This window comes from Patescibacteria group bacterium, assembly GCA_004297215.1.
Taxonomy (GTDB): domain Bacteria; phylum Patescibacteriota; class Patescibacteriia; order UBA9934; family GWF2-40-263; genus 2-01-FULL-63-20.
In genome coordinates this window covers 667,142-685,249 of the sequence record SCUM01000001.1, presented here as the reverse complement: position 1 = coordinate 685,249, position 18,108 = coordinate 667,142, and the positions used below count along the sequence as shown (strand labels likewise).

The following is an 18,108-nucleotide window of genomic DNA, read 5'->3' as shown; positions in this document are numbered from 1 at the left end:
TTATTTGCCTTCCGGCTCGTTAGATGCGTTTGGATCGTGGAGCGCTCGGCCTACCGCCGGCCCTCCTGCGTCGAGGGTTGAGCGGCGCGCTTCGATTACTGAATCCTGATTGTCTTCCGAGATTGCTTTCTGCAGTGCGTCGTTTTTCGGAAGGAGCTTTGAGAGCTGCTTGATGGCGGTCTTGCGCCACATCCACAGCTCGGGGTCGTTGTCCGGATTCCACGGCGTGTATTCGGAGTTTTTGCTCTGCGAAAATCCTTTGAATTTCATTACTTCCGCTTCCGACAGGACTTTGAAGAGCTTGTGCCCGTTGATGGCAGCGATGGCGTAGACGCCGATCGGCTTGCCTCGGTCTTTGAGCACATTCGGCTTGTGGACGAGGTTCGGCTCGAGGCCTTCCTCGTATTCGAAGGCGTCGTTTTCGCAGATAATCTGCGCGTTGACCGCTTCGACGCCGGCGCGGTAGAGCAGGGTGATGATGCCCTGATAGCCGAGCTGGAATTGGGCCTTTCCTTTATAAGGGATTACGTATGCTTCGCCCGACACACTGGAGGGGTAGAGCTGGTACTCCGCGCATGCCATGAAGGCATGCAGGAGCGTGGTGCGGTCGCATTCCAAGAGCGCAGGATTTTTCTGCGCCGAGTAGACGACTGCGCTCATAAACTTCATGGCTTTTTCTTTTTGGCCATTGAAGTAATTGAGCACCTGTTTCTGATAGTCGCCGACAAGCTGATGCCGGAACTGCTCCAGCGTGGTTGCCGGCCTTTGGTTCGGCGTTGTGGCGACATGCGTTGTTGGTTGGTTTGTCATAGGGGCTTCTTTAAGATTTCGTTAATTTTTCTTGATTTATGCGTATTCCGGTTCGATTTCCGGAATTTGGCAGAGGCATCTCTGCGTTCCGATGGGGGCATAATGCGGCTCTCCCGGCCATACCTGCTCCATCGTTGTGATTTCACCCTCGCCTCCGCACAATTCGCATGTCTCTTCTGCGATTGGTGTAGACATAGTTCAGCGCTGGGTGATATGATTAGCTTGTTGATCCGAAAGGATCGGCTCGGAAGAAGCCAGCTCTGCAAAGACGGGCTTCTTTTCGTTTTGAGGGAGAAGCCGGACGACCATTTCGGCCTGCGTGCGCCAGAACGGATTCCAGTGTCCGGTGCGCCCTTCGAGTGCGATCTGCCCGATCGATGCAAACAGGATCAGCAGGTCGAGCATCATGAGGAATGCGAGAGACTGGAAGGTTATTGATGCGATGTGTTTTGCTTGCTGCATAATTCGTAGTTGTTAATTTCTAAGTGCGGAAGCTATTTGACCTTTTGAATGGCCATGAGAGTTTCCCGAATGAGCTTTGCTTCCGCTTTCAGCTCTTTTTCTTCTTTGCCTTCGGCGTATTTTCTTGCTTCTCGGTTAAGGTCGAGGCACTGAATAAGGCAGCTCTGGATCAGAATTTTCTGTGCCTTTGTTATCGGGATTTCTTTTGGTGGTTGTTCTGTCATAGGGGGTGCTTCTTAATGTTTGCTGCCGGTTGTTGTCGGAGTCGTTGCTCCGTCGACCTTTTCCGAGCGCTTGAGCGCTCGCCTTAGGGGCTGCGGGCCTCTAAGGCGAATGTTCAAGAAGCACGTCAAGCGTGCCGTTCATTTTTGCGACTGTGAGAAGGATGTTTTGCGAGACGCGGTCGCGGTGCTTTCTGTTTGCCGGATCGTCGAGGTCGTAGCGCACGCCGTCTGCCTCGACGCATACTTTTGCCGTGGCCCTGCTCCGGCCGAACAGGTACGCTTTGCCCGTCGCCTCTTCGGCGATGCGCACTGTTCCGTATGCTTTGTTTCGGCATTCGTTGGAGCAGAATTTCCGCTTTGAAGAATCCGCATCAAATTCTTTTTTGCACATTTGGCAGTGCATGCGGTTTTTGCTCGGGCGCTTGTTGAAGCATTCTTTTGAGCAGTATTTCCTGTCCGGTGCGTCGGGGCGGAATCTCTTTCCGCACGTCGCACAATCTGCCGGCAGGAATTTGCGCGAGCCCCCCTGCCGGCATTTGTTCGAACAGAATTTGCGCTCAGGCCGGTCGGCATTGAATTCTTTTTTGCAGTTTTTGCAGATAAGCTTTGTCATAGTTGCTGTGTCTTACATCATTTTTGGTGTGATTTCAGTGCAAAAAAATTTCATCGACAGGCTTCCCTAAGGCGAGGGCTATTCTTCGTGCCGTGTCGACGCGTGGCCGAATAAGTCCGGCCTCCAGACGGCTCAGATATGAATTGCTGCTGATTCCGATGACTTTCGCCATTTCTCTTTGCGTCCACCCGCGCTCTTTGCGGGCCTGGATCAGCTGGCGGTTCTTTTGGGGTTTTGCTGGTGTTTTCATAGTATTACATCACTCTTGTTGTAAGTATAATCATTTCTGGTGTGATAGTCAAAAGCAGGTGCAGTGGATAACTCGGTGGCAAAAAAGGCCGGAATACTGTCTATCCACAGGTAGGGGTATTTGCACTTGATTACAGATTTGGTATAATTACATCATGAGTGTTGATAATCCTATGGTTACTAACTTTGGGGCATATCTAAAAAGCGCGAGGGAAGGGAAGAATCTGACCCAGCGCGAAATTGCCGACCGCCTGAAAGTCAGCCAGTCGCAGATTGGCAACTGGGAGCTTGGCATACGTTTTCCGTCCGAGAAGCAGCTCGAGGCCCTTTCGCGTGCCTATGAAATTCCGAAGGACGACCTCACAAAGCGCTGGATCGAGGTAAAGGCAGGCAGGGCAATTCAAAGCGTCGGCATCGACAAGAGCTATTCGTTTGATATCAAAAAGCTCCCGCAGGCCGCAGAGCTTAGGACTGCAGAAGAGAAGCTGTCCGAGGTCTTGGGCGCAGTGCGCTCCATGCTTGGCGACAGGAAAGAAAATGATTTCGTGCAGATTCCGATTCTTGGGATTGCTCCGGCCGGAGACATCATCGATGTTCAGCAGGGCGATGAGGACGTTATTGCGCTCCCCCGGTCAGCGGTGATCCATGCCCACGAGATTTTTGCATTGCGCGCCGACGGCGTTTCTATGGAAGAAGCGGGTATCAATACCGGAGACATCTGCGTCTTTGATGCCGATGCACGGCCGGACGACGGAGATATTGTCCTCGCTGCAACGCCTGACGGCATTACCATGAAGTATTTCTTTAAGAAAAAGGATCACGTCGAGCTCCGGCCTGCCTCCAAGACCTTCAAAAAGGTTTATAAGCTCCGAGAGGTGAGCATTCAGGGCAGGCTCGTCTATCACATTAAGAAATACTGATAATATGCTATGCGCGCCGTCACCTACGTTCGGGTTTCCACCGAGCAACAAGCAAAAGAGAATAAGGGCAGCATCGATCATCAGATCAACGCCTGCGATAAAGCCATAAAAGACCACGGATGGGAGCTAGTGATGGCTCCCATCAAAGATATTGAGAGCGGACGCGAGGTAAAGGGGCGCGAAGCATTCGAGGCCCTCATTACCCAGCTGTGGCTTGGCAACGAGATCATGCCCGAAGAAGTCCCTGAAGACATGAAGGGATTTTTTGGTCTGCTGCGATCCACAAATAACGGCCGGCCGTTTGATGTGCTGGTGGTTTACGACTATGATCGGCTTGGCCGCGATCATGCCGATTCGCAGACAATCTGCAAGCTGCTGCTGAAGAGGGGCATTCAGGTGTATTCCTGCAATCAGCCGGTGGAGCCGGATGATCCGCAGAATATCAACATCTATAATGACCAGCGCGTCTTCAGCCAGACGTTCGGCGCGCTTAAGTCCGCTATTGAAATTCATTCGACACGCCGGCGCTACTGGCAGGGCATGGGCAATAAAGTGAAGCGGGGCGATCTCCCGCATCCTTCATCCCCTCCGTATGGATACGACCCGAAGGTTACTGATCTCGGCAACGGCAAATCAAAGATCGAGGTTGTCGTCACCGATGCTGATGCGGAAATTGTCAGGCAGATTTACGACCGCTATCTTGAAAATAAAAGCTACCGCGACATCGCCAACTACCTGAATGACCGAGGGATTCCGAGTCCGTCCGGCAAGCTTTGGTACTACTCGACAGTGAAGCTCGTTCTTACCAATCCGGTGTATGCCGGCCTTGTGCGCTGGCAGCATAAGCGAACATTCTTCGGCAAGCAGAAAAAGCAGCCTGCGTCGAAGTGGGTCATCACTAAAGGCAATCATCCGGCGATCATCCGCGAGGAAATTTTTTGGCAGGTGCAGAGCATCATTGATGCAAAGAGCACTATAAAAGGCAGAGCAAGCAATGCCACGGCTCTTTTGTCAGGACTGGTTAAGTGCGCCCACTGCGGTTCTACGATGTGGGCCTATAATGCCGGCGATGACAGCCACGCGCCTCCTTACTATGTCTGCGCAAAATTCCATGCATTCCGGAAGTGCGGAAATAAGTATATTGCGATGGAATTGCTGGATAGCGTGGTCATCGACAAATTCGTTGAGATTGCAAACAATAAGGAGCTTCTGTCGCAGCTCATTCAGGATCAGAAAGCCAGCGAATCGAAGCGCGTTGAGCGCGAGGTTAAGGCCGTGTCTCTGCAGGAAAGCAAAAACAGAGAAAAGCTTGCCCGGCTGGTCACTGCATACGAGAACGGAGTGCTGGATATAAAAATGTTCGGGGAGCGAAAGACGAAACTGGATGGGGAATTTAAGAAAATTGCTCAGGAGCGCGAGCGTCTTGATACGCATCTGATGCGGCTTCGCGCAAAGGATTATGCGTTCAAAAGCATTCAGAAGATTGAAGCGCTCAAAGATAACCTCGCCGCTAATAAGCCGATCCTGCGCAACATACTTTTAAGCACAGTGAGCCGCGTTGAGGTTCTGAGGGAAAGTGTGGATGCCAACAGGTTCGGGGTGGAGCTTGTATTCAAATAAACGTGGATTCGGCATTTGATCTTGCGCTATTTTATTTTTTTCGCTATCATTTGAATATCTATGCAAACGAGAAATGTACAGCAGATAAAAAAGGAGCTTAAAGATAAAAAGGCAATTCTTCAGTGTGCCAAAGAATTCAATATGGTCGGCGATCCGACACGACTGAAGATTTGTTATCTTCTCTGCCGGCATGGAGAGCTGTCGGTGGGAGAAATTGCAGAGATTATCGGCGTATCCATTTCCGCCGTGTCCCATACTCTAAAGAAGCTCAAAGAAGCCGATATTGTTGAAAATCGAAGGGATTTCAGAACTGTATATTACCAATTAAAACAGTCGTCTTTAGCGAATATGCTCAAAGACAGACTGTGGCCATAAAACACTATGCAAAAATTTGACCTTATCATTATCGGTGGCGGTGCAGGCGCGTTTGCAGCCGCTATCCGCGCCAATGAACTCGGCGCAAAAACCGCGCTTGTGAACTCCGGCCTTCCGCTCGGCGGCACGTGCGTCAATGTCGGCTGTGTGCCGTCAAAGACGCTACTCTATGCCGGCGAGATTTTGCACCACGCCAAACATCACGGCGTCGCCGGTGTTGAGATTGAGGTGAAAAACTTTGATTTTCAAAAAGTCGTGCAAGACGAACTCTCGCTTGTGGAAAAATTGCGCCAAGAAAAATACGAAAAAGTATTAAAGAATTTGGAGCATGTAACGGCAATTGAAGGCAGAGCAAAATTTGTTTCTCAAAATGAGATAGAAGTAAATGGTGAAAAATTAAGTGCGGAGAAATTCATTATCGCAGCTGGTTCTACCGCTACTGTGCCTACGATTGAGGGAATCAATGGAGCTGGCTTTATAACACATATTGAGGCATTAAAGCTTGAAAAACAGCCGAAGGAGCTGATTGTGGTCGGTGCAGGGCCTCTCGGTCTTGAGTTTGCCCAGATGTTCTCGCGTTTTGGCACGAAAGTAACCATTCTCCAGCGCGGAGCTTCAATCTTTCCTCCGGCTGAAAAGATTCTTACGGATCGCCTTCAGCAAATACTGGAGAAAGAAGGCATTATCATAAAGACGAATGCCGAGGTAAAAAGCGCGCGCAAAGAGAGCGATAAAAAAGTTGTTTCGTACACTGTTGGTGGCAAGCCGGAGGAAATTTCTGCGGACGAAATACTCTTGGCCGCCGGCAAAATCCCAAACACGCAAGGGATCGGTCTTGATGTTGCAGGCGTTGAAATTGATAAGAAGCAAGCCATTACAGTGGATCAGCGTTTTAAGACATCAAATCCTAATGTGTTTGCCGTCGGAGATGTTACGAACGGCCCCCTGCGTCTTGAGCCGACTGCCGGACGCGAAGGCACGCTCGCAGCTGAAAATGCGCTCAAAGGCACAACGCTTTCTATTGATTACAATACCGTGCCTTACACGATTTTTACCGATCCCCAGCTTGCCGGTGTCGGACTTACCGAAGACGAGCAGATGAGGCAAATGGGCGTTTGTGCTTGTCGCACCGTTTCGTTTGAGGATGTTCCTAAAGCTATCATCATGCACCGCACTGAAGGACTTATTAAAATGGCGATTCACCCCCAGACAAAACAGATTATGGGAGTCCATATCCTTGCACCCAATGCCGGAGAATTGATCGCCGAAGCAATGATGCTGGTGAAAAACAAAAACACGATTGACGATGTGGTGAATTCTTTGCCGATGTTTCCAACATTGTCGGAGGCGATAAAAATTGCCGCTCTTTCATTCACCAAAGATATTAGCAAATTAAGTTGCTGTATATGAAAAACGAGGACAAAACATTTCTTAAAATTGGAGTGGCGGCGGCCTTTCTTGCCTCACTCTGCTGTCTTGGGCCTCTTATTCTCATTGCACTTGGTGTAGGCACGGCTTCAAGCGTGCTCTCCATCGGATACAATAAGCCGTATTTTCTTGCTGGCGCACTTGTCTTTTTCGTTGTTGCTGCATGGCTTTACTTTAGAAGGAAACAGAGAATTGCTTGCGACTGCGGAGACGGTTCGGGCAGGCTCGATAATAAAAAGGTGGCGGCGCAGGTCGTCATCGCCCTCTGCGCAATGATTATACTTTATCTCTTGCTGACATACGTGCTCGTGCCATTCCTTGCGCCTTTGGTTTACAAATATCTTTACTAGCTCTATGAACAAAAATTTAATTTTAGCAGCAATTATCCTCGCTGTAGCCGGTGTCATCGGTTTTCGGCTTGTAACGCATAACAACCCATCGAACAGCGCAACACAGGTAGATGCAGCTAATCTGCGTCATGTGACCATGAAGGTTGACGGCATGTACTGCGCCTCCTGTCCTTACAATGTAGAAAATGCTCTTAAAGACATGCGTGGCGTTGTAAATGTGACCGTAGGGTTTACGGGCAAAGAAATTATCGATGGAACCGTAGAGGGGCGAGGCGAGGTTATTTACGATCAAGCGCAGGTGAACCCAGTTGATATGATACGTGCCATTCAGCCTTATAAAGGCGCTGTTTTGAATGATAAATCAGCATCCTCTACAACGTTAATCCCATTGCCGAAAAGTATTTCTTTATAGACCTGTAATGCACACCCGTTGCTGGACGAGCTGCCCGAGTTCCCGCGCCACGCGCTCGAGCACCTGCGGCAGCCGCTCGAGGACGGCCACGTGACGGTGTCCCGGGCCTTGGGAGCGGTGCGATTCCCCTCGCGTTTCATGCTTGTCGCGGCCATGAACCCGTGTCCGTGCGGGTTTGCCGACGATCCCAGGCGCGATTGCACCTGTCGGCTCCACGTGAGGGAGCATTACAAGAAAAAAATGTCCGGCCCGCTCATGGACCGGATCGACCTGGTCATCGAGGTGCCGAACCTGGATGTCGGGAAGCTGTTCGATGAAAGCCGGCCGGAGGGATCCGCGGCCGTTCGGCTGCGGGTAGAGGCGGCGCGGGGGCGGCAAACGGCCAGGTTCGCGGATACGGGCCTGTTCACGAACGCGGAAATCCCCGCCTCGCGCCTGGATGACTGGTGCCGCGTGGATCCAGCGGGACGGACCTTGCTCGAAGCGGCCGTATCATCGGGCCGGCTCTCCGCGCGAGGGCTCGCGCGCGTGCGCAAGGTGGCGCGCACCATCGCGGACCTCGCCGGTACGGAAGGAATCACGCGCGAACACGTCGCGGAAGCGTTGCAATACCGGCTTCCGAACTGAAAAAGATGGGCGCCCGTGCAGGCGCCCGCGTCAATATTCGTAGTATTGCCTGTCGCGCGGCGCTTCCATCCCATAGAAGTCGAGTGCTTCGAGGTTGGCGGGGCGCGTGATGATCCTCTTGAAGGACTTCCATGCCTTGTCCCACTTGTTCGGATCGTCAGGCCTCGTGCCGGGCAGCTGCTCGTAGGACACGACGAGCAGCATCTCCGGCGGCGTTCCTGGGACCGGCGCATGTTCGAAGACGGCCAGCGCGATCCCGAAGCCGAAATGCACGTTGATCACCGTCGCTGGCAACCGCCTGTCCTCGATGACCCGCCGCACGCGTTCCCATTCCGAGCGCGTGAGCGGCCTGGTCTCCTCTGGCTGCGGCGGATGCGCCCGGCCGTAACACCATCCCGGAGCATCCGGTGTCGTCCAGATGGATGCCTGCAGCTGCCGCATCCATTCGATGCCGTCGGTCAAAAGGGCAATGCTCGTCATGGCGGCCTCCTCGCGCGCAGGATACAGCCAGGACGCTTCCGTCACAAACGGAAACGGGGCCTCACGGCCCCGTTTTCCCTTAACGCACGTAGTCGAGCGGATTCTGGAACTTGCCGTTCTTGATCACCTCGAAGTGCAGGTGCGTACCGGTGGAGCGTCCCGTGGAGCCGGTCTTCGCGAGCGTCTCGCCCACGCTCACCGCTTGTCCGACTTTCACCAGGTTCTTTGAGTGGTGCGCGTATCGCGTGACCAGCCCGTTTCCATGGTCCACCTCGATGGTGTACCCGTACCCGTTCCTCCAGCCGGAATAGATGACGACGCCGTCCGACGCGGCACGGCTCACCGTCGTATAATCGCCGTCGATATCCACCCCCGTGTGCTTCCATCCGTAATACTGGGTGATGACATGCCAGTTGGTGGGCCAAACCCACGTGCCGGATCCCCCGCTAAATCCGGCGAGCGCGCCGGTGCGCGTGCTCGTTTGTCCCGTGAGCGGCGCCTTCCCAGTGGTGAAGATCCTCGCGACGGACGCCGTGCGGGGCGGGGCGGGCGGTTCGGCGTCCGGCAGCACGATCTGCTCGCCCACCACCAGGTCGTCGGCGCTCGACAGGCGGTTGAACGCGATGATCCTTTCCGTCTCGGCCCCGTATGCCTTCGCGATCCTCGACAGGCTGTCGCCCTTCTTGATGGTATAGATCACGCCGTCAATCGGGGGGATCTTCACGCTCTGTCCCGGACGGATGATGCTTCGGACCGTCATGTTGTTGGCCCACAGGAGCGAACTCAAGGAGAGGCCGAACCGGTCGGCGATGCCGTACAAGGTATCCCCCTCGGCGACCTGATAGGTCTCCACCGCGGTCCTCGGGGCCACGGACGCCCCTCCGTCGTAGATCGTGGGGGCGGAAACGGCGCTCCCGCCCACCGTGGTGGTCGCGTAGGCATGGCTGTTCAGGTCGAGGTCCGGATAGGCGCGCGACGCGATGGTGCCATCATTGTCGAGATACGAGACGTTCGACGGGGGAGGAGCCGGCTGCGCGGATACCACCTCGACCGCCTGTGAATCGTCTTGCGCGACCAAGGCGTACAGCATGCTTCCGGTCCCGAACGACTCGGCGCGCACCTCGCTCCCCTGGAGATTCGTCCCGCTCGCGAACGCCGCGATGGCGACCACGGACACGTGGATGGCATATCGGTTGGAAGCCAGGTAGGCGACGCGGTTTTTTGCCGGCATGAGCACGCGGCCCGTCTGCCGCTTGAGAAAGAAAGCCAGGCGGTAGATCGGGACCCCCAACGCGCGCAACACAAAACGCCCTGCGATGCGCAGGGGCGTGGAAGCGGCCTTCATGAACGGGACGACGGCCCTCCGAAACCAGATCAGCCCGTACAGGAGCGTAAGCAGCGCGCGGACGAACAGTTGTTTGATCGCGAGCTTGATAAAGGGAGGGTTACCTCATTTTCAAGTGACGGAATGGTAGCAATCACGGCCTCATCTGTCAATGGAAAAAAGGGAAATAACTGCTCATCTTAGCCTTATTTAGTATCCATGGGCAGGAACGACCTATACGAGAGCCGATGGACGGGGCACGGGCCCTCTTTTCTTATCGCCAGGCGGTGCTCGGCCGTTGCATACCCCTTATGGATGTCGAATCCGTACGCGGGATGCTCCTGCGCGAGCGCGCGCATGAGCCGGTCGCGCGTCACCTTGGCGATGATGGACGCCGCGGCGATGGACTTTACGGTACGGTCCCCGCGGATGATGCCGTGTTGGGGAATCGTGATGCCGGGAATGGTCCAGGCGTCCACGAGCACGTAATCGACGGCGGCGATCGCTTCCACGGCTCGACGCATCGCGTTCAAAGTGGCGCGTCGCAACCCGACCGATGCTATTTCCTCGACCTCCGCGATGCCCACGGCATGCGCCGACGAACGCGCGATGACGAGCTCGTACAGCTCCTCCCGGGCCCCTTCCTGAATGAGCTTGCTGTCGCGCACCTTCCCGAGCCTCGAGTCGAACGGAAAGATGACCGCCCCCGCGACGACCGGCCCTGCCAACGCCCCGGTTCCGGCCTCGTCCACCCCGGCGATGGCGCAAAAACCGCGCTTCCGGAGCTCGCGTTCGACGAGGAAGGTCGGGGCCGAAGGGGACATGGGCTCTTTGACAATATGCGGTTTCATTCCTAGTATAACACCGTCTTAGGTACTTTTTGGCCCATCCAGGCCCATCTATGAATGACATCATTCAGTACGCCATCGGCGCCTCCGTGGTCGCCCTGGCTTATGGAGGCTTTCTCATCAACTGGATTCTCAAGCAGCCGTCCGGAGACGGGAAAATGAAGGGGATCGCGCTTGCCATCCAGGAAGGGGCGAACGCGTACATGGCGCGCCAGTACAAGACGATCGCGATGATCGGCGCCGTCGTCTTCGTGGTGCTTGGCCTCGCGCTTGGCTGGACCATGGCCGCCGGGTTCGCCGTGGGCGCCATCCTCTCCGGAGTCGCCGGCTACATCGGCATGTCCGTATCCGTGCGTGCGAACGTGCGCACCACTGAGGCGGCGAAGGGTGGCCTTGAAAAGGCGCTCGACATGGCCTTCAAGGGCGGCGCGGTGACGGGCTTGTTCGTGGTAGGCCTCGCGCTCCTTGGCGTCGCCGGCTTCTATGCTGTCACGCAGGACGTTGACGCGCTCATCGGCCTGGGATTCGGCGGCTCGCTCATCAGCGTGTTCGCGAGGCTGGGCGGCGGCATCTTCACGAAGGCCGCCGACGTGGGCGCGGACCTCGTTGGTAAGACCGAGGCGGGCATCCCCGAGGATGACCCACGCAATCCGGCCGTGATCGCCGACAACGTGGGGGATAACGTGGGGGACTGCGCCGGCATGGCCGCGGACCTGTTCGAGACCTATGCGGTGACCACCGTGGCCACCATGGTGCTCGGTCACCTCCTGTTCCCGAACGACCTGAACGCCACCCTCTATCCGCTCGCGCTCGGCGGCGTCGCGATCATCGCCTCGGTCGTGGGCACCTTCTTCGTGAAGCTCGGCGCCAACAAGAAGAACATCATGGGGGCGCTCTATAAGGGCCTCGCGGCATCCGGCATCCTGGCCGCCATCGGCTTCTATCCGCTCACCAAGAACCTGCTCGGGGGCGTCGCGGGACTCGACGTGAAGGCGGTATACCTCTGCGCCCTGCTGGGCCTCGTGGTGACCGGCCTCATGATCATGATCACCGAGTACTACACCGGCACCCAGTATGGCCCGGTGAAGAAGCTCGCGGAGGCGAGCCAATCCGGCCATGGCACCAACATCATCGCCGGCCTCGCCCTCTCCATGAAGTCCACCGCGCTCCCGGTAATCACCATCGTGCTCGGCATCCTCATCGCCTTCCAGCAGGCTGGCTTGTACGGCGTCGCGATCGCGGCCATGGCCATGCTCTCGCTCACGGGCATCGTGGTGGCAATCGACGCGTATGGTCCCATCACGGACAACGCCGGCGGCATCGCCGAGATGGCGGATCTCCCCAAGGAGGTCCGTGACGTCACGGATCCCCTCGACGCGGTCGGCAACACCACCAAGGCCGTCACCAAGGCCTATGCCATCGGCTCGGCCGGCCTTGCCACCCTCGTGCTCTTCGGCGATTTCGTGCACGCGCTCGAGGCAAAGGGCGGCGATGTCATCTTCAGCCTGGCAGACCCGGACGTGATCGCCGGATTGTTCCTGGGCGGCCTCGTGACCTATCTTTTCGGCGCCATGGCCATGGAAGCCGTGGGCCAGGCGGCCGGTTCGGTCGTGGCCGAGGTGCGTCGCCAGTTCCGCGAAATTCCTGGCATCATGGAGGGCACTGGGAAGCCGGATTACGCCAAGGCGGTCGACATCGTCACCCAGGAGGCCATCCGCAAGATGGTTCTCCCATCGCTCCTCGCCGTGTTCGCCCCGATCGTCGTCGGTTTCGGCCTTGGCAAGGAGGCGCTCGGAGGGCTCCTCATCGGTTCCATCGTCACCGGATTGTTCGTGGCCATCTCAATGACCACCGGCGGCGGCGCGTGGGACAACGCCAAGAAGTTCATCGAGGCTGGCAACTACGGCGGCAAGGGAAGCGACACGCACAAGGCGGCCGTCACCGGCGACACCGTGGGCGACCCGTACAAGGATACGGCTGGCCCTGCCATCAACCCGATGATCAAGATCCTGAACATCGTGGCGCTGCTCATCGTCGCGTTCATCGCATAACCATCCAATAACCCCGCCCCAAAAGGGCGGGGTTTGGTTTCCCCGTTGACGCGGGGGAGTTTATGGCCTAAACTCGGCCCATTATGCCTTCCATCCAGGTCGAAAATCTCGCGAAAAACGCGGTAAAGATCACGGTCACCGTCCCGAAAGAGGAGTTGAAATCCTACCTTGAAACCGCGGCTTCCGCGATTTCGGAGGAAACCTCCATCCCCGGGTTCCGCCCGGGACACGCGTCGTACGACCTGGTGAAAAACCGCGTCGGGGAAATGAAGATTTACGAGGCCGCGCTCGAGCCCGTCGTCCGTGCCACGCTGTTCGAGGCGTTCGCGAAGAACGACCTCGAGACCGTGGGTTCGCCCAAGATCGACGTGGTGAAGCTCGCCCCGGACAATGACCTCGTATATACCGCCGAGGTCGCGAAGATGCCGGCCGTGACCAAGCTCGCGGACTGGCACAAGATGTCGGTGAAGTCGCAGACGAAACCGGTCGAGGACAAGGAGGTCGACCTGGTACTGAAAGACCTTACGCGCATGCAGACCAGGGAGGTCCGTGCTCCGGGCGGTACGGCCGTTTCGGACAAGGACAAGGCGGTGATGGCCATGGACATGAAGAAGGCGGGCATCCCCGTCGAGGGCGGGCAGTCCCCCAATCACGCGGTTTACATGGGCGAGGAGTATTACATTCCGGGCTTCAAGGAGCATGTGCTGGGGATGAAGGAGGGCGAAAAGAAATCGTTCACCCTCAAGTTCCCGGAGGGGCATGCGTCCAAGATGCTTGCCGGCACCGACGTGGACTTCGAGGTGACGCTCAACGAGCTCTATCATCTCGAGGCGCCGCCCATCGACGACGCGTTCGCCAAGTCCATGGGACAGGCCGACGTTGCCACGCTGCGCGGACGCATCAAGGAGAACCTCGTGGCTGAGCGCGCGGAGGAGGAGCGACGCCGTGTGGAGCGTGAGATGTTTGGGCTGATCGCCAAGGATTCCCGCTTCGACGACATCCCGGACCTGCTCGTGAACGAGGAAATCATGAAGATGCTCTCGGAGCTCGAGCACAACGTCACCGCGCAGGGACTCGACTTCGACAAGTACCTGTCGTCCATCAAGAAATCCATCGCGCAGCTCAAGCTCGAGTTCGCCGCGCAGGCGCTCACGCGCGTGAAGGTGGCCATCATCGTGAAGGAGATCGCGAAGCTTGAGAAAATCACCGTCGAGGACAAGGAAGTGGACGAAGAACTCGACAAGGTGGCCGAAAATTACGAGGATCCCGAGGCCAAGAAGCGCCTGTACTCGCCGCAGTATCGGGAGTACGTCACGGTCGTACTGCGAAATCGGAAGGTGATCGATAAGCTAAGGAGTGAAATGGTGAAATAACAAAAAGCGGGGCAAATGGCCCCGCTTTTCCGTTTCAAACCGTCGCCATTTCCCAAAGCATGAGGAAGAATTGCTTGTAGTTTGCCGCGACGACGGGAGATTTCACGACGTACACGAGCGGCGGCTGAAGAAAGCTATAAAAGGCCACGCTGTCTTTTCTCACAACCATGTGCGCGTTTCCTTTCGGAAGCTTTGGCAGGAAGCGATATTGCTGATGCGCGAACTTCCCGATGTATTTCTGATACGACGGTCGTTCGTCTTCGGTCCCTATATATTTCACTACGATCTTCTTTTCCTTTTTGAGCTCCAGATATGCCTCGAGTTGGTCGCGCATGAGCTCTCCGAACGCTTGCGAGGCGCCGCCGATGATGCACTCCTGTTCACCCTCGTTTGCGCGCCCTACAAATTGGAGCTCAAAATCCTGGATGGCACGAGTGCCTTGTACCACCTCGAAATCCTGCTCATTCCCGATAGCACTCACGGCATTTAGATCCCGCGCGAGGTCGCCAGCGAGCAACGCGCGCTTGCGCCCGATCTTCTCAATCTCGATCGGCGAGCGGGCCTTGTATGCGTGTTGCTTTCCGCGTGGAACCTCCTCGATGAGCCCAAGCTCGATGAGTCGGGGGAGAGCTAGGTATACGTATTGCCGGTGCAGATCGGTCGCCTGGGCTATGTGCGACCCTCCGGCCTCCGATCCTCGTTCCAATAAATAGACGTACACCTGCGCTTCGGCGGCATTCAACCCAAACTCCTCCAGTCTCGAAACGAGAAGGTTTTCGCTGCCTTTTGTCTTTCGAAAAACATTATCTGTCATATCTATAATGACAGTATAGCATATTCTACTGATTTTGTAAGAGAGTTTGTAATAATAAACTGACAGTAAATCTATTGACAAAATCGTAATTTTCCTGTAGCATCCTTACCGGATCATTGAAAATCGCTTCGGTCGCACCAACGGAATTCTTTCCGTACATCAATCGGAGGAAGAGATGCGCCACCTAGTCAAGATTCGGCCTGTCCGGGATGTCGCCATCACTACGCTTAGTCGGAGGGAAATGCCTGTCAGAACCGTGATGGCCGTTAAGGGAAGACGGCACATCAACCGTCTTGAGGTCGATGGAAAAATCATTGGCCATGCGGTTGAGGGACACCTGTATCCGACATCGATTGAACAAATCGAAGGAACCTTGAATGACGGTCGCGAGTTTTGGATGATTTCCGAACCCCTGCCATACATAAAATGGTGGAGGAATGGATACGTAGACTCAGAGTCGTACGGTGAATGGAGGTGTTACGATCGAGAATTCGGGGACAATCATGGGCGTGATGGTTGGGAACGAATCAAGGATGGCTGGATGCGTGAAGGAACATTCCTTCCTTATCCGTTCATCAGCCTATGCGTCGCGGAGGTGGAGAAGATTATGGCGACGGAAATCGAATATACCTTCTTCCGTCTGGAAAATGGGGATGTCACCAATGGGGATATCACCTTCCCGCGAGAACGTCCGTACGAATGGTCGCGCCACAAGGCAATCCGGTTCGTCCAGCCGATTCACGAGCGGAACTGGTCGCTGCTGCTCGACAGCATCGTCGGATGTTATTTCGACGGTGTGAACACGATCGAACTGATCCGAATGCGACTTGCGCGTCAGATGGCGCTTGAGCGCAATCAGAAACGCATCCGACGCATCGTGGACGGACAGTGTTTCGATCCAGGGACCTTCGACGAGACACAGGACATTTTCGTCGGAATCGGCGAAAGACTCATGTTCACCGGCTTGAAGAACAGCAAGCGCATCCTTGTGGTTGATTCGCCGAACTACGGCCATGCGCTGTATGTGTTTGACGAGGAAAACAAGGATACGGCACACGACTGGGCCAATGGGCGCATTGGGTGGAAGGAGGCTCGAAACAAGTCTGTCGCACGTATTTTTCATACCAAGAGCTGGAAGGGGCGACTCGCAGGTGTGCTCGGATGATGACTATCGAAGGGGTGACGGTGTCACCCTTTTTTCTTTTCTTGAACAAATGTTGTGTTAGGATTGAAATCTATGAAATTCGGCGCTCACGTTTCCGCAGCAGGCGGCCTTTGGAACGGACCAAAGAACGCCGCCGAACTCGGCTGCGAGGTGTTCCAGATGTTTTCCCGTCCGCCCCAAGGTGGGAAGCCGGCACCAATCACGCCGGAGGTCTCGGCGAAGTTTCAGGACGCGATGAAGGAGCATGGGCAGAAGGCGGCTTACATCCATGCTCCATACTTCATCAACCTCGCCTCGTCCGAACCTCGCATCCGACACTCATCGGTTGGCATCATTCGCGACGAACTTGAACGTGGCAGCGCGCTTGGGTGTCGCGCCGTGATGTTCCATCCCGGTTCGGCGAAAGACGTGGGACAGGAGAAGGGCTTGGAGATGGTCATCGAGGGAATCGATCGCGTCATGGACAGATATGAAGGCGACTGTCAGCTGCTTATCGAAATCTCCGCGGGCGCCGGAATGGTGATGGGGGACACGTTTGAAGAGATTGCGGCGTTTCTGGACGGGGCTAGGCGTGGGAAGGAAATTGGCGTCTGCTTCGACACGCAGCATGCGTTCGCCTCGGGGTACGACCTGCGAACGGCCAAGGCCGTTCGCCACACATTCGACCAATTCGACGAATTGGTCGGATTAGACCGGCTCGTGATGTCCCATTGCAACGACTCCCTGGTCGATTTCGAGGCCCACAAGGACCGCCACGAGCACCTCGGAAAAGGAAAGATCGGACTCAAAGGGTTCCAGGCGATTGTCTCGCACCCCAAGATCCAACATCTCGACCTGATCCTCGAGACCCCGTGGGACGACGGGGTGGGCGAAGACCTGCGGCTTCTCAAGGGTTTCCGCAAGGCGTAATGTACGAGGGCTATGTCTCCCGAGCTTCGCATCGCGGTAAAGACGGCCAGGGACGCCGGTGCGATCCTCAAACGACACTTTTTGAGGCCGGATAACCGGGTCCGGTTCAAGGAAAAGGGCGGGCCGGTGTCCGAAGTGGATCTTGCCAGCAACCGCCTCATCCTGCGCCGTCTTGCCAAGGCGTTCCCAGACGACCACCTTTTGAGCGAGGAGTCCGACCGGGCCCCGATGGAGATCGGGGACGGCCGCACCTGGATCATCGACCCGCTCGACGGGACCACGAACTACATCAACGGCATCCCGCTGTTTGCCGTTGCCATCGCCCGCGTGAAGGACCGGGTGACGGAACTTTCAGTGATTTACGACCCTATCCACGATGAGATGTTCACGGCAGAGCGGGGGAAAGGGGCGTTCCTGAACGGCAAACGAATCCGCGTGACTCGCCGAAGCGTGGCCCACGGCGCCATGTTCCTGGCCGGACGTGGGTATCGAAACCGCGACCGGGCGGTCCACCGCAACATCGTCACTGCGCTTGAGCTGTCCATGCCGTACTTCCGGCGATTAGGGTCGGCCACCATCATGCTCACCTCCGTCGCGGCCGGGCGTGCGGACGCGGTCATTCTCACGGGGGACAAGCCTTGGGATACGGCCGCAGGAGTCCTGCTAGTGAAAGAGGCCGGGGGAAGGGTTACCACCTACGACGGAACCCCCTGGGACCTCACGAAGGACGATTTGGTGGCCAGCAACAGGGTCATCCACCGTAAAGTGGTAGAAACTATCCGAAAAATGAGGGAGGAAGCCATGTGATCCTCACAGTTCACGCCCGGCCGAACGCTCGGGAAACAAAAATTGTGTCATGGCTCGACAACACGACCATAAAAGTCGACCTGAACGCCCCACCAGAGAAGGGAAAAGCCAATGAAGCGCTCCTCCGGCTGCTCGCGGACGAGTTCGGGGTAGCTCCGTCCCGCTTGAACCTCGTCCGAGGGGCCGGAACGCGGCTAAAACAGGTGGAAATCCCTGATGAAGTTTATAAAAATCGGCCTGTCTAGGC

The 18,108-nt window shown here is 56.1% G+C and carries 22 protein-coding genes; 13 read left to right on the top strand and 9 right to left on the bottom strand.

The window, feature by feature from the left end:
* The 5 genes from EPO34_03495 to EPO34_03475 form a co-directional block, all read right to left on the bottom strand.
* Entirely contained in the window at window positions 1-810 is an 810-nt protein-coding gene (locus EPO34_03495; GenBank protein ID TAK04183.1) for a hypothetical protein, read from the bottom strand.
* Between the two features lie 198 nt (window positions 811-1,008).
* On the bottom strand, window positions 1,009-1,272 hold the full coding sequence (locus EPO34_03490) for a hypothetical protein (GenBank protein TAK04182.1): 264 nt from the start codon (window positions 1,270-1,272) through the stop codon (window positions 1,009-1,011).
* A 32-nt stretch (window positions 1,273-1,304) separates the two neighbouring features.
* On the bottom strand, window positions 1,305-1,496 hold the full coding sequence (locus EPO34_03485; GenBank protein ID TAK04181.1) for a hypothetical protein: 192 nt from the start codon (window positions 1,494-1,496) through the stop codon (window positions 1,305-1,307).
* A 100-nt stretch (window positions 1,497-1,596) separates the two neighbouring features.
* Window positions 1,597-2,109, bottom strand: a complete 513-nt coding sequence (locus tag EPO34_03480) for a hypothetical protein (GenBank protein ID TAK04180.1) — start codon at window positions 2,107-2,109, stop codon at window positions 1,597-1,599.
* 34 nt (window positions 2,110-2,143) lie between these two features.
* Window positions 2,144-2,359, bottom strand: coding sequence for an XRE family transcriptional regulator (locus tag EPO34_03475; protein ID TAK04179.1), 216 nt, complete (start codon window positions 2,357-2,359; stop codon window positions 2,144-2,146).
* 154 nt (window positions 2,360-2,513) lie between these two features.
* Here EPO34_03475 and EPO34_03470 point away from each other — a divergent pair, with 154 nt between their 5' ends.
* Genes EPO34_03470 through EPO34_03440 form a run of 7 tightly spaced genes read left to right on the top strand, consistent with a single transcriptional unit; the run spans window position 2,514 to window position 8,090 of the window.
* The gene (locus tag EPO34_03470) at window positions 2,514-3,278 is read left to right on the top strand and encodes an XRE family transcriptional regulator (protein TAK04178.1); all 765 of its coding nucleotides are present in this window, start codon (window positions 2,514-2,516) and stop codon (window positions 3,276-3,278) included.
* Between the two features lie 9 nt (window positions 3,279-3,287).
* Window positions 3,288-4,898: a hypothetical protein gene (locus EPO34_03465; protein ID TAK04177.1), complete on the top strand. Its 1,611-nt coding sequence runs from the start codon at window positions 3,288-3,290 to the stop codon at window positions 4,896-4,898.
* A 60-nt stretch (window positions 4,899-4,958) separates the two neighbouring features.
* Window positions 4,959-5,273: an ArsR family transcriptional regulator gene (locus EPO34_03460; protein TAK04176.1), complete on the top strand. Its 315-nt coding sequence runs from the start codon at window positions 4,959-4,961 to the stop codon at window positions 5,271-5,273.
* Window positions 5,274-5,279: 6 nt separating this feature from the next.
* Window positions 5,280-6,683 (top strand): mercury(II) reductase, encoded by a 1,404-nt coding sequence (gene merA / locus EPO34_03455; GenBank protein ID TAK04175.1) that lies wholly within the window; start codon window positions 5,280-5,282, stop codon window positions 6,681-6,683.
* Window positions 6,680-7,051 (top strand): hypothetical protein, encoded by a 372-nt coding sequence (locus EPO34_03450; GenBank protein TAK04174.1) that lies wholly within the window; start codon window positions 6,680-6,682, stop codon window positions 7,049-7,051. The genes merA and EPO34_03450 overlap by 4 nt, the downstream gene beginning before the upstream one ends.
* 4 nt (window positions 7,052-7,055) lie before the next feature.
* Window positions 7,056-7,463: a heavy-metal-associated domain-containing protein gene (locus EPO34_03445; GenBank protein ID TAK04173.1), complete on the top strand. Its 408-nt coding sequence runs from the start codon at window positions 7,056-7,058 to the stop codon at window positions 7,461-7,463.
* Between the two features lie 18 nt (window positions 7,464-7,481).
* Complete coding sequence (locus EPO34_03440) at window positions 7,482-8,090, top strand: ATP-binding protein (GenBank protein ID TAK04172.1); 609 nt, start codon at window positions 7,482-7,484, stop codon at window positions 8,088-8,090.
* 30 nt (window positions 8,091-8,120) lie between these two features.
* Here EPO34_03440 and EPO34_03435 read toward each other — a convergent pair whose 3' ends face one another.
* The 3 genes from EPO34_03435 to EPO34_03425 all read right to left on the bottom strand — a co-directional run bounded on the left by EPO34_03435 (window position 8,121) and on the right by EPO34_03425 (window position 10,733).
* Window positions 8,121-8,615, bottom strand: coding sequence for a hypothetical protein (locus EPO34_03435; protein ID TAK04171.1), 495 nt, complete (start codon window positions 8,613-8,615; stop codon window positions 8,121-8,123).
* A gap of 34 nt (window positions 8,616-8,649) precedes the next feature.
* The gene (locus EPO34_03430) at window positions 8,650-9,915 is read right to left on the bottom strand and encodes a M23 family metallopeptidase (protein ID TAK04170.1); all 1,266 of its coding nucleotides are present in this window, start codon (window positions 9,913-9,915) and stop codon (window positions 8,650-8,652) included.
* A 185-nt stretch (window positions 9,916-10,100) separates the two neighbouring features.
* Complete coding sequence (locus tag EPO34_03425) at window positions 10,101-10,733, bottom strand: ribonuclease HII (GenBank protein ID TAK04315.1); 633 nt, start codon at window positions 10,731-10,733, stop codon at window positions 10,101-10,103.
* A 62-nt stretch (window positions 10,734-10,795) separates the two neighbouring features.
* Here EPO34_03425 and EPO34_03420 point away from each other — a divergent pair, with 62 nt between their 5' ends.
* Together EPO34_03420 and tig are read left to right on the top strand one after the other, a co-directional pair.
* Window positions 10,796-12,793: a sodium-translocating pyrophosphatase gene (locus EPO34_03420; protein TAK04169.1), complete on the top strand. Its 1,998-nt coding sequence runs from the start codon at window positions 10,796-10,798 to the stop codon at window positions 12,791-12,793.
* 83 nt (window positions 12,794-12,876) lie between these two features.
* Complete coding sequence (tig, locus tag EPO34_03415) at window positions 12,877-14,166, top strand: trigger factor (GenBank protein ID TAK04168.1); 1,290 nt, start codon at window positions 12,877-12,879, stop codon at window positions 14,164-14,166.
* Between the two features lie 34 nt (window positions 14,167-14,200).
* On the opposite strand, the gene EPO34_03410 is transcribed toward tig, so the two are convergent.
* Window positions 14,201-14,980, bottom strand: coding sequence for a hypothetical protein (locus EPO34_03410; GenBank protein ID TAK04167.1), 780 nt, complete (start codon window positions 14,978-14,980; stop codon window positions 14,201-14,203).
* Window positions 14,981-15,221: 241 nt separating this feature from the next.
* Here EPO34_03410 and EPO34_03405 point away from each other — a divergent pair, with 241 nt between their 5' ends.
* From EPO34_03405 to EPO34_03390, 4 genes are all read left to right on the top strand, one after another.
* On the top strand, window positions 15,222-16,145 hold the full coding sequence (locus tag EPO34_03405; GenBank protein TAK04166.1) for a hypothetical protein: 924 nt from the start codon (window positions 15,222-15,224) through the stop codon (window positions 16,143-16,145).
* 72 nt (window positions 16,146-16,217) lie between these two features.
* A complete protein-coding gene (locus EPO34_03400) occupies window positions 16,218-17,054 on the top strand; it encodes a deoxyribonuclease IV (protein TAK04165.1) in 837 nt (278 codons plus the stop codon).
* Window positions 17,055-17,066: 12 nt separating this feature from the next.
* Entirely contained in the window at window positions 17,067-17,861 is a 795-nt protein-coding gene (locus EPO34_03395; GenBank protein ID TAK04164.1) for an inositol monophosphatase, read from the top strand.
* Entirely contained in the window at window positions 17,858-18,106 is a 249-nt protein-coding gene (locus EPO34_03390) for a DUF167 domain-containing protein (GenBank protein ID TAK04163.1), read from the top strand. Before EPO34_03395 ends, EPO34_03390 begins: the two co-directional genes overlap by 4 nt.
* Window positions 18,107-18,108: the final 2 nt, after the last annotated feature.

What these genes read in the sequence shown, in the direction of transcription:
- EPO34_03495 (TAK04183.1), bottom strand. Translation starts at nt 810, where the DNA reads ATGACAAACCAACCAACAACGCATGTCGCCACAACGCCGAACCAAAGG.
- EPO34_03490 (TAK04182.1), bottom strand. Translation starts at nt 1,272, where the DNA reads ATGCAGCAAGCAAAACACATCGCATCAATAACCTTCCAGTCTCTCGCA.
- EPO34_03485 (TAK04181.1), bottom strand. Translation starts at nt 1,496, where the DNA reads ATGACAGAACAACCACCAAAAGAAATCCCGATAACAAAGGCACAGAAA.
- EPO34_03480 (TAK04180.1), bottom strand. Translation starts at nt 2,109, where the DNA reads ATGACAAAGCTTATCTGCAAAAACTGCAAAAAAGAATTCAATGCCGAC.
- EPO34_03475 (TAK04179.1), bottom strand. Translation starts at nt 2,359, where the DNA reads ATGAAAACACCAGCAAAACCCCAAAAGAACCGCCAGCTGATCCAGGCC.
- EPO34_03470 (TAK04178.1), top strand. Translation starts at nt 2,514, where the DNA reads ATGAGTGTTGATAATCCTATGGTTACTAACTTTGGGGCATATCTAAAA.
- EPO34_03465 (TAK04177.1), top strand. Translation starts at nt 3,288, where the DNA reads ATGCGCGCCGTCACCTACGTTCGGGTTTCCACCGAGCAACAAGCAAAA.
- EPO34_03460 (TAK04176.1), top strand. Translation starts at nt 4,959, where the DNA reads ATGCAAACGAGAAATGTACAGCAGATAAAAAAGGAGCTTAAAGATAAA.
- merA (TAK04175.1), top strand. Translation starts at nt 5,280, where the DNA reads ATGCAAAAATTTGACCTTATCATTATCGGTGGCGGTGCAGGCGCGTTT.
- EPO34_03450 (TAK04174.1), top strand. Translation starts at nt 6,680, where the DNA reads ATGAAAAACGAGGACAAAACATTTCTTAAAATTGGAGTGGCGGCGGCC.
- EPO34_03445 (TAK04173.1), top strand. Translation starts at nt 7,056, where the DNA reads ATGAACAAAAATTTAATTTTAGCAGCAATTATCCTCGCTGTAGCCGGT.
- EPO34_03430 (TAK04170.1), bottom strand. Translation starts at nt 9,915, where the DNA reads ATGAAGGCCGCTTCCACGCCCCTGCGCATCGCAGGGCGTTTTGTGTTG.
- EPO34_03420 (TAK04169.1), top strand. Translation starts at nt 10,796, where the DNA reads ATGAATGACATCATTCAGTACGCCATCGGCGCCTCCGTGGTCGCCCTG.
- tig (TAK04168.1), top strand. Translation starts at nt 12,877, where the DNA reads ATGCCTTCCATCCAGGTCGAAAATCTCGCGAAAAACGCGGTAAAGATC.
- EPO34_03410 (TAK04167.1), bottom strand. Translation starts at nt 14,980, where the DNA reads ATGACAGATAATGTTTTTCGAAAGACAAAAGGCAGCGAAAACCTTCTC.
- EPO34_03405 (TAK04166.1), top strand. Translation starts at nt 15,222, where the DNA reads ATGCCTGTCAGAACCGTGATGGCCGTTAAGGGAAGACGGCACATCAAC.
- EPO34_03400 (TAK04165.1), top strand. Translation starts at nt 16,218, where the DNA reads ATGAAATTCGGCGCTCACGTTTCCGCAGCAGGCGGCCTTTGGAACGGA.
- EPO34_03395 (TAK04164.1), top strand. Translation starts at nt 17,067, where the DNA reads ATGTCTCCCGAGCTTCGCATCGCGGTAAAGACGGCCAGGGACGCCGGT.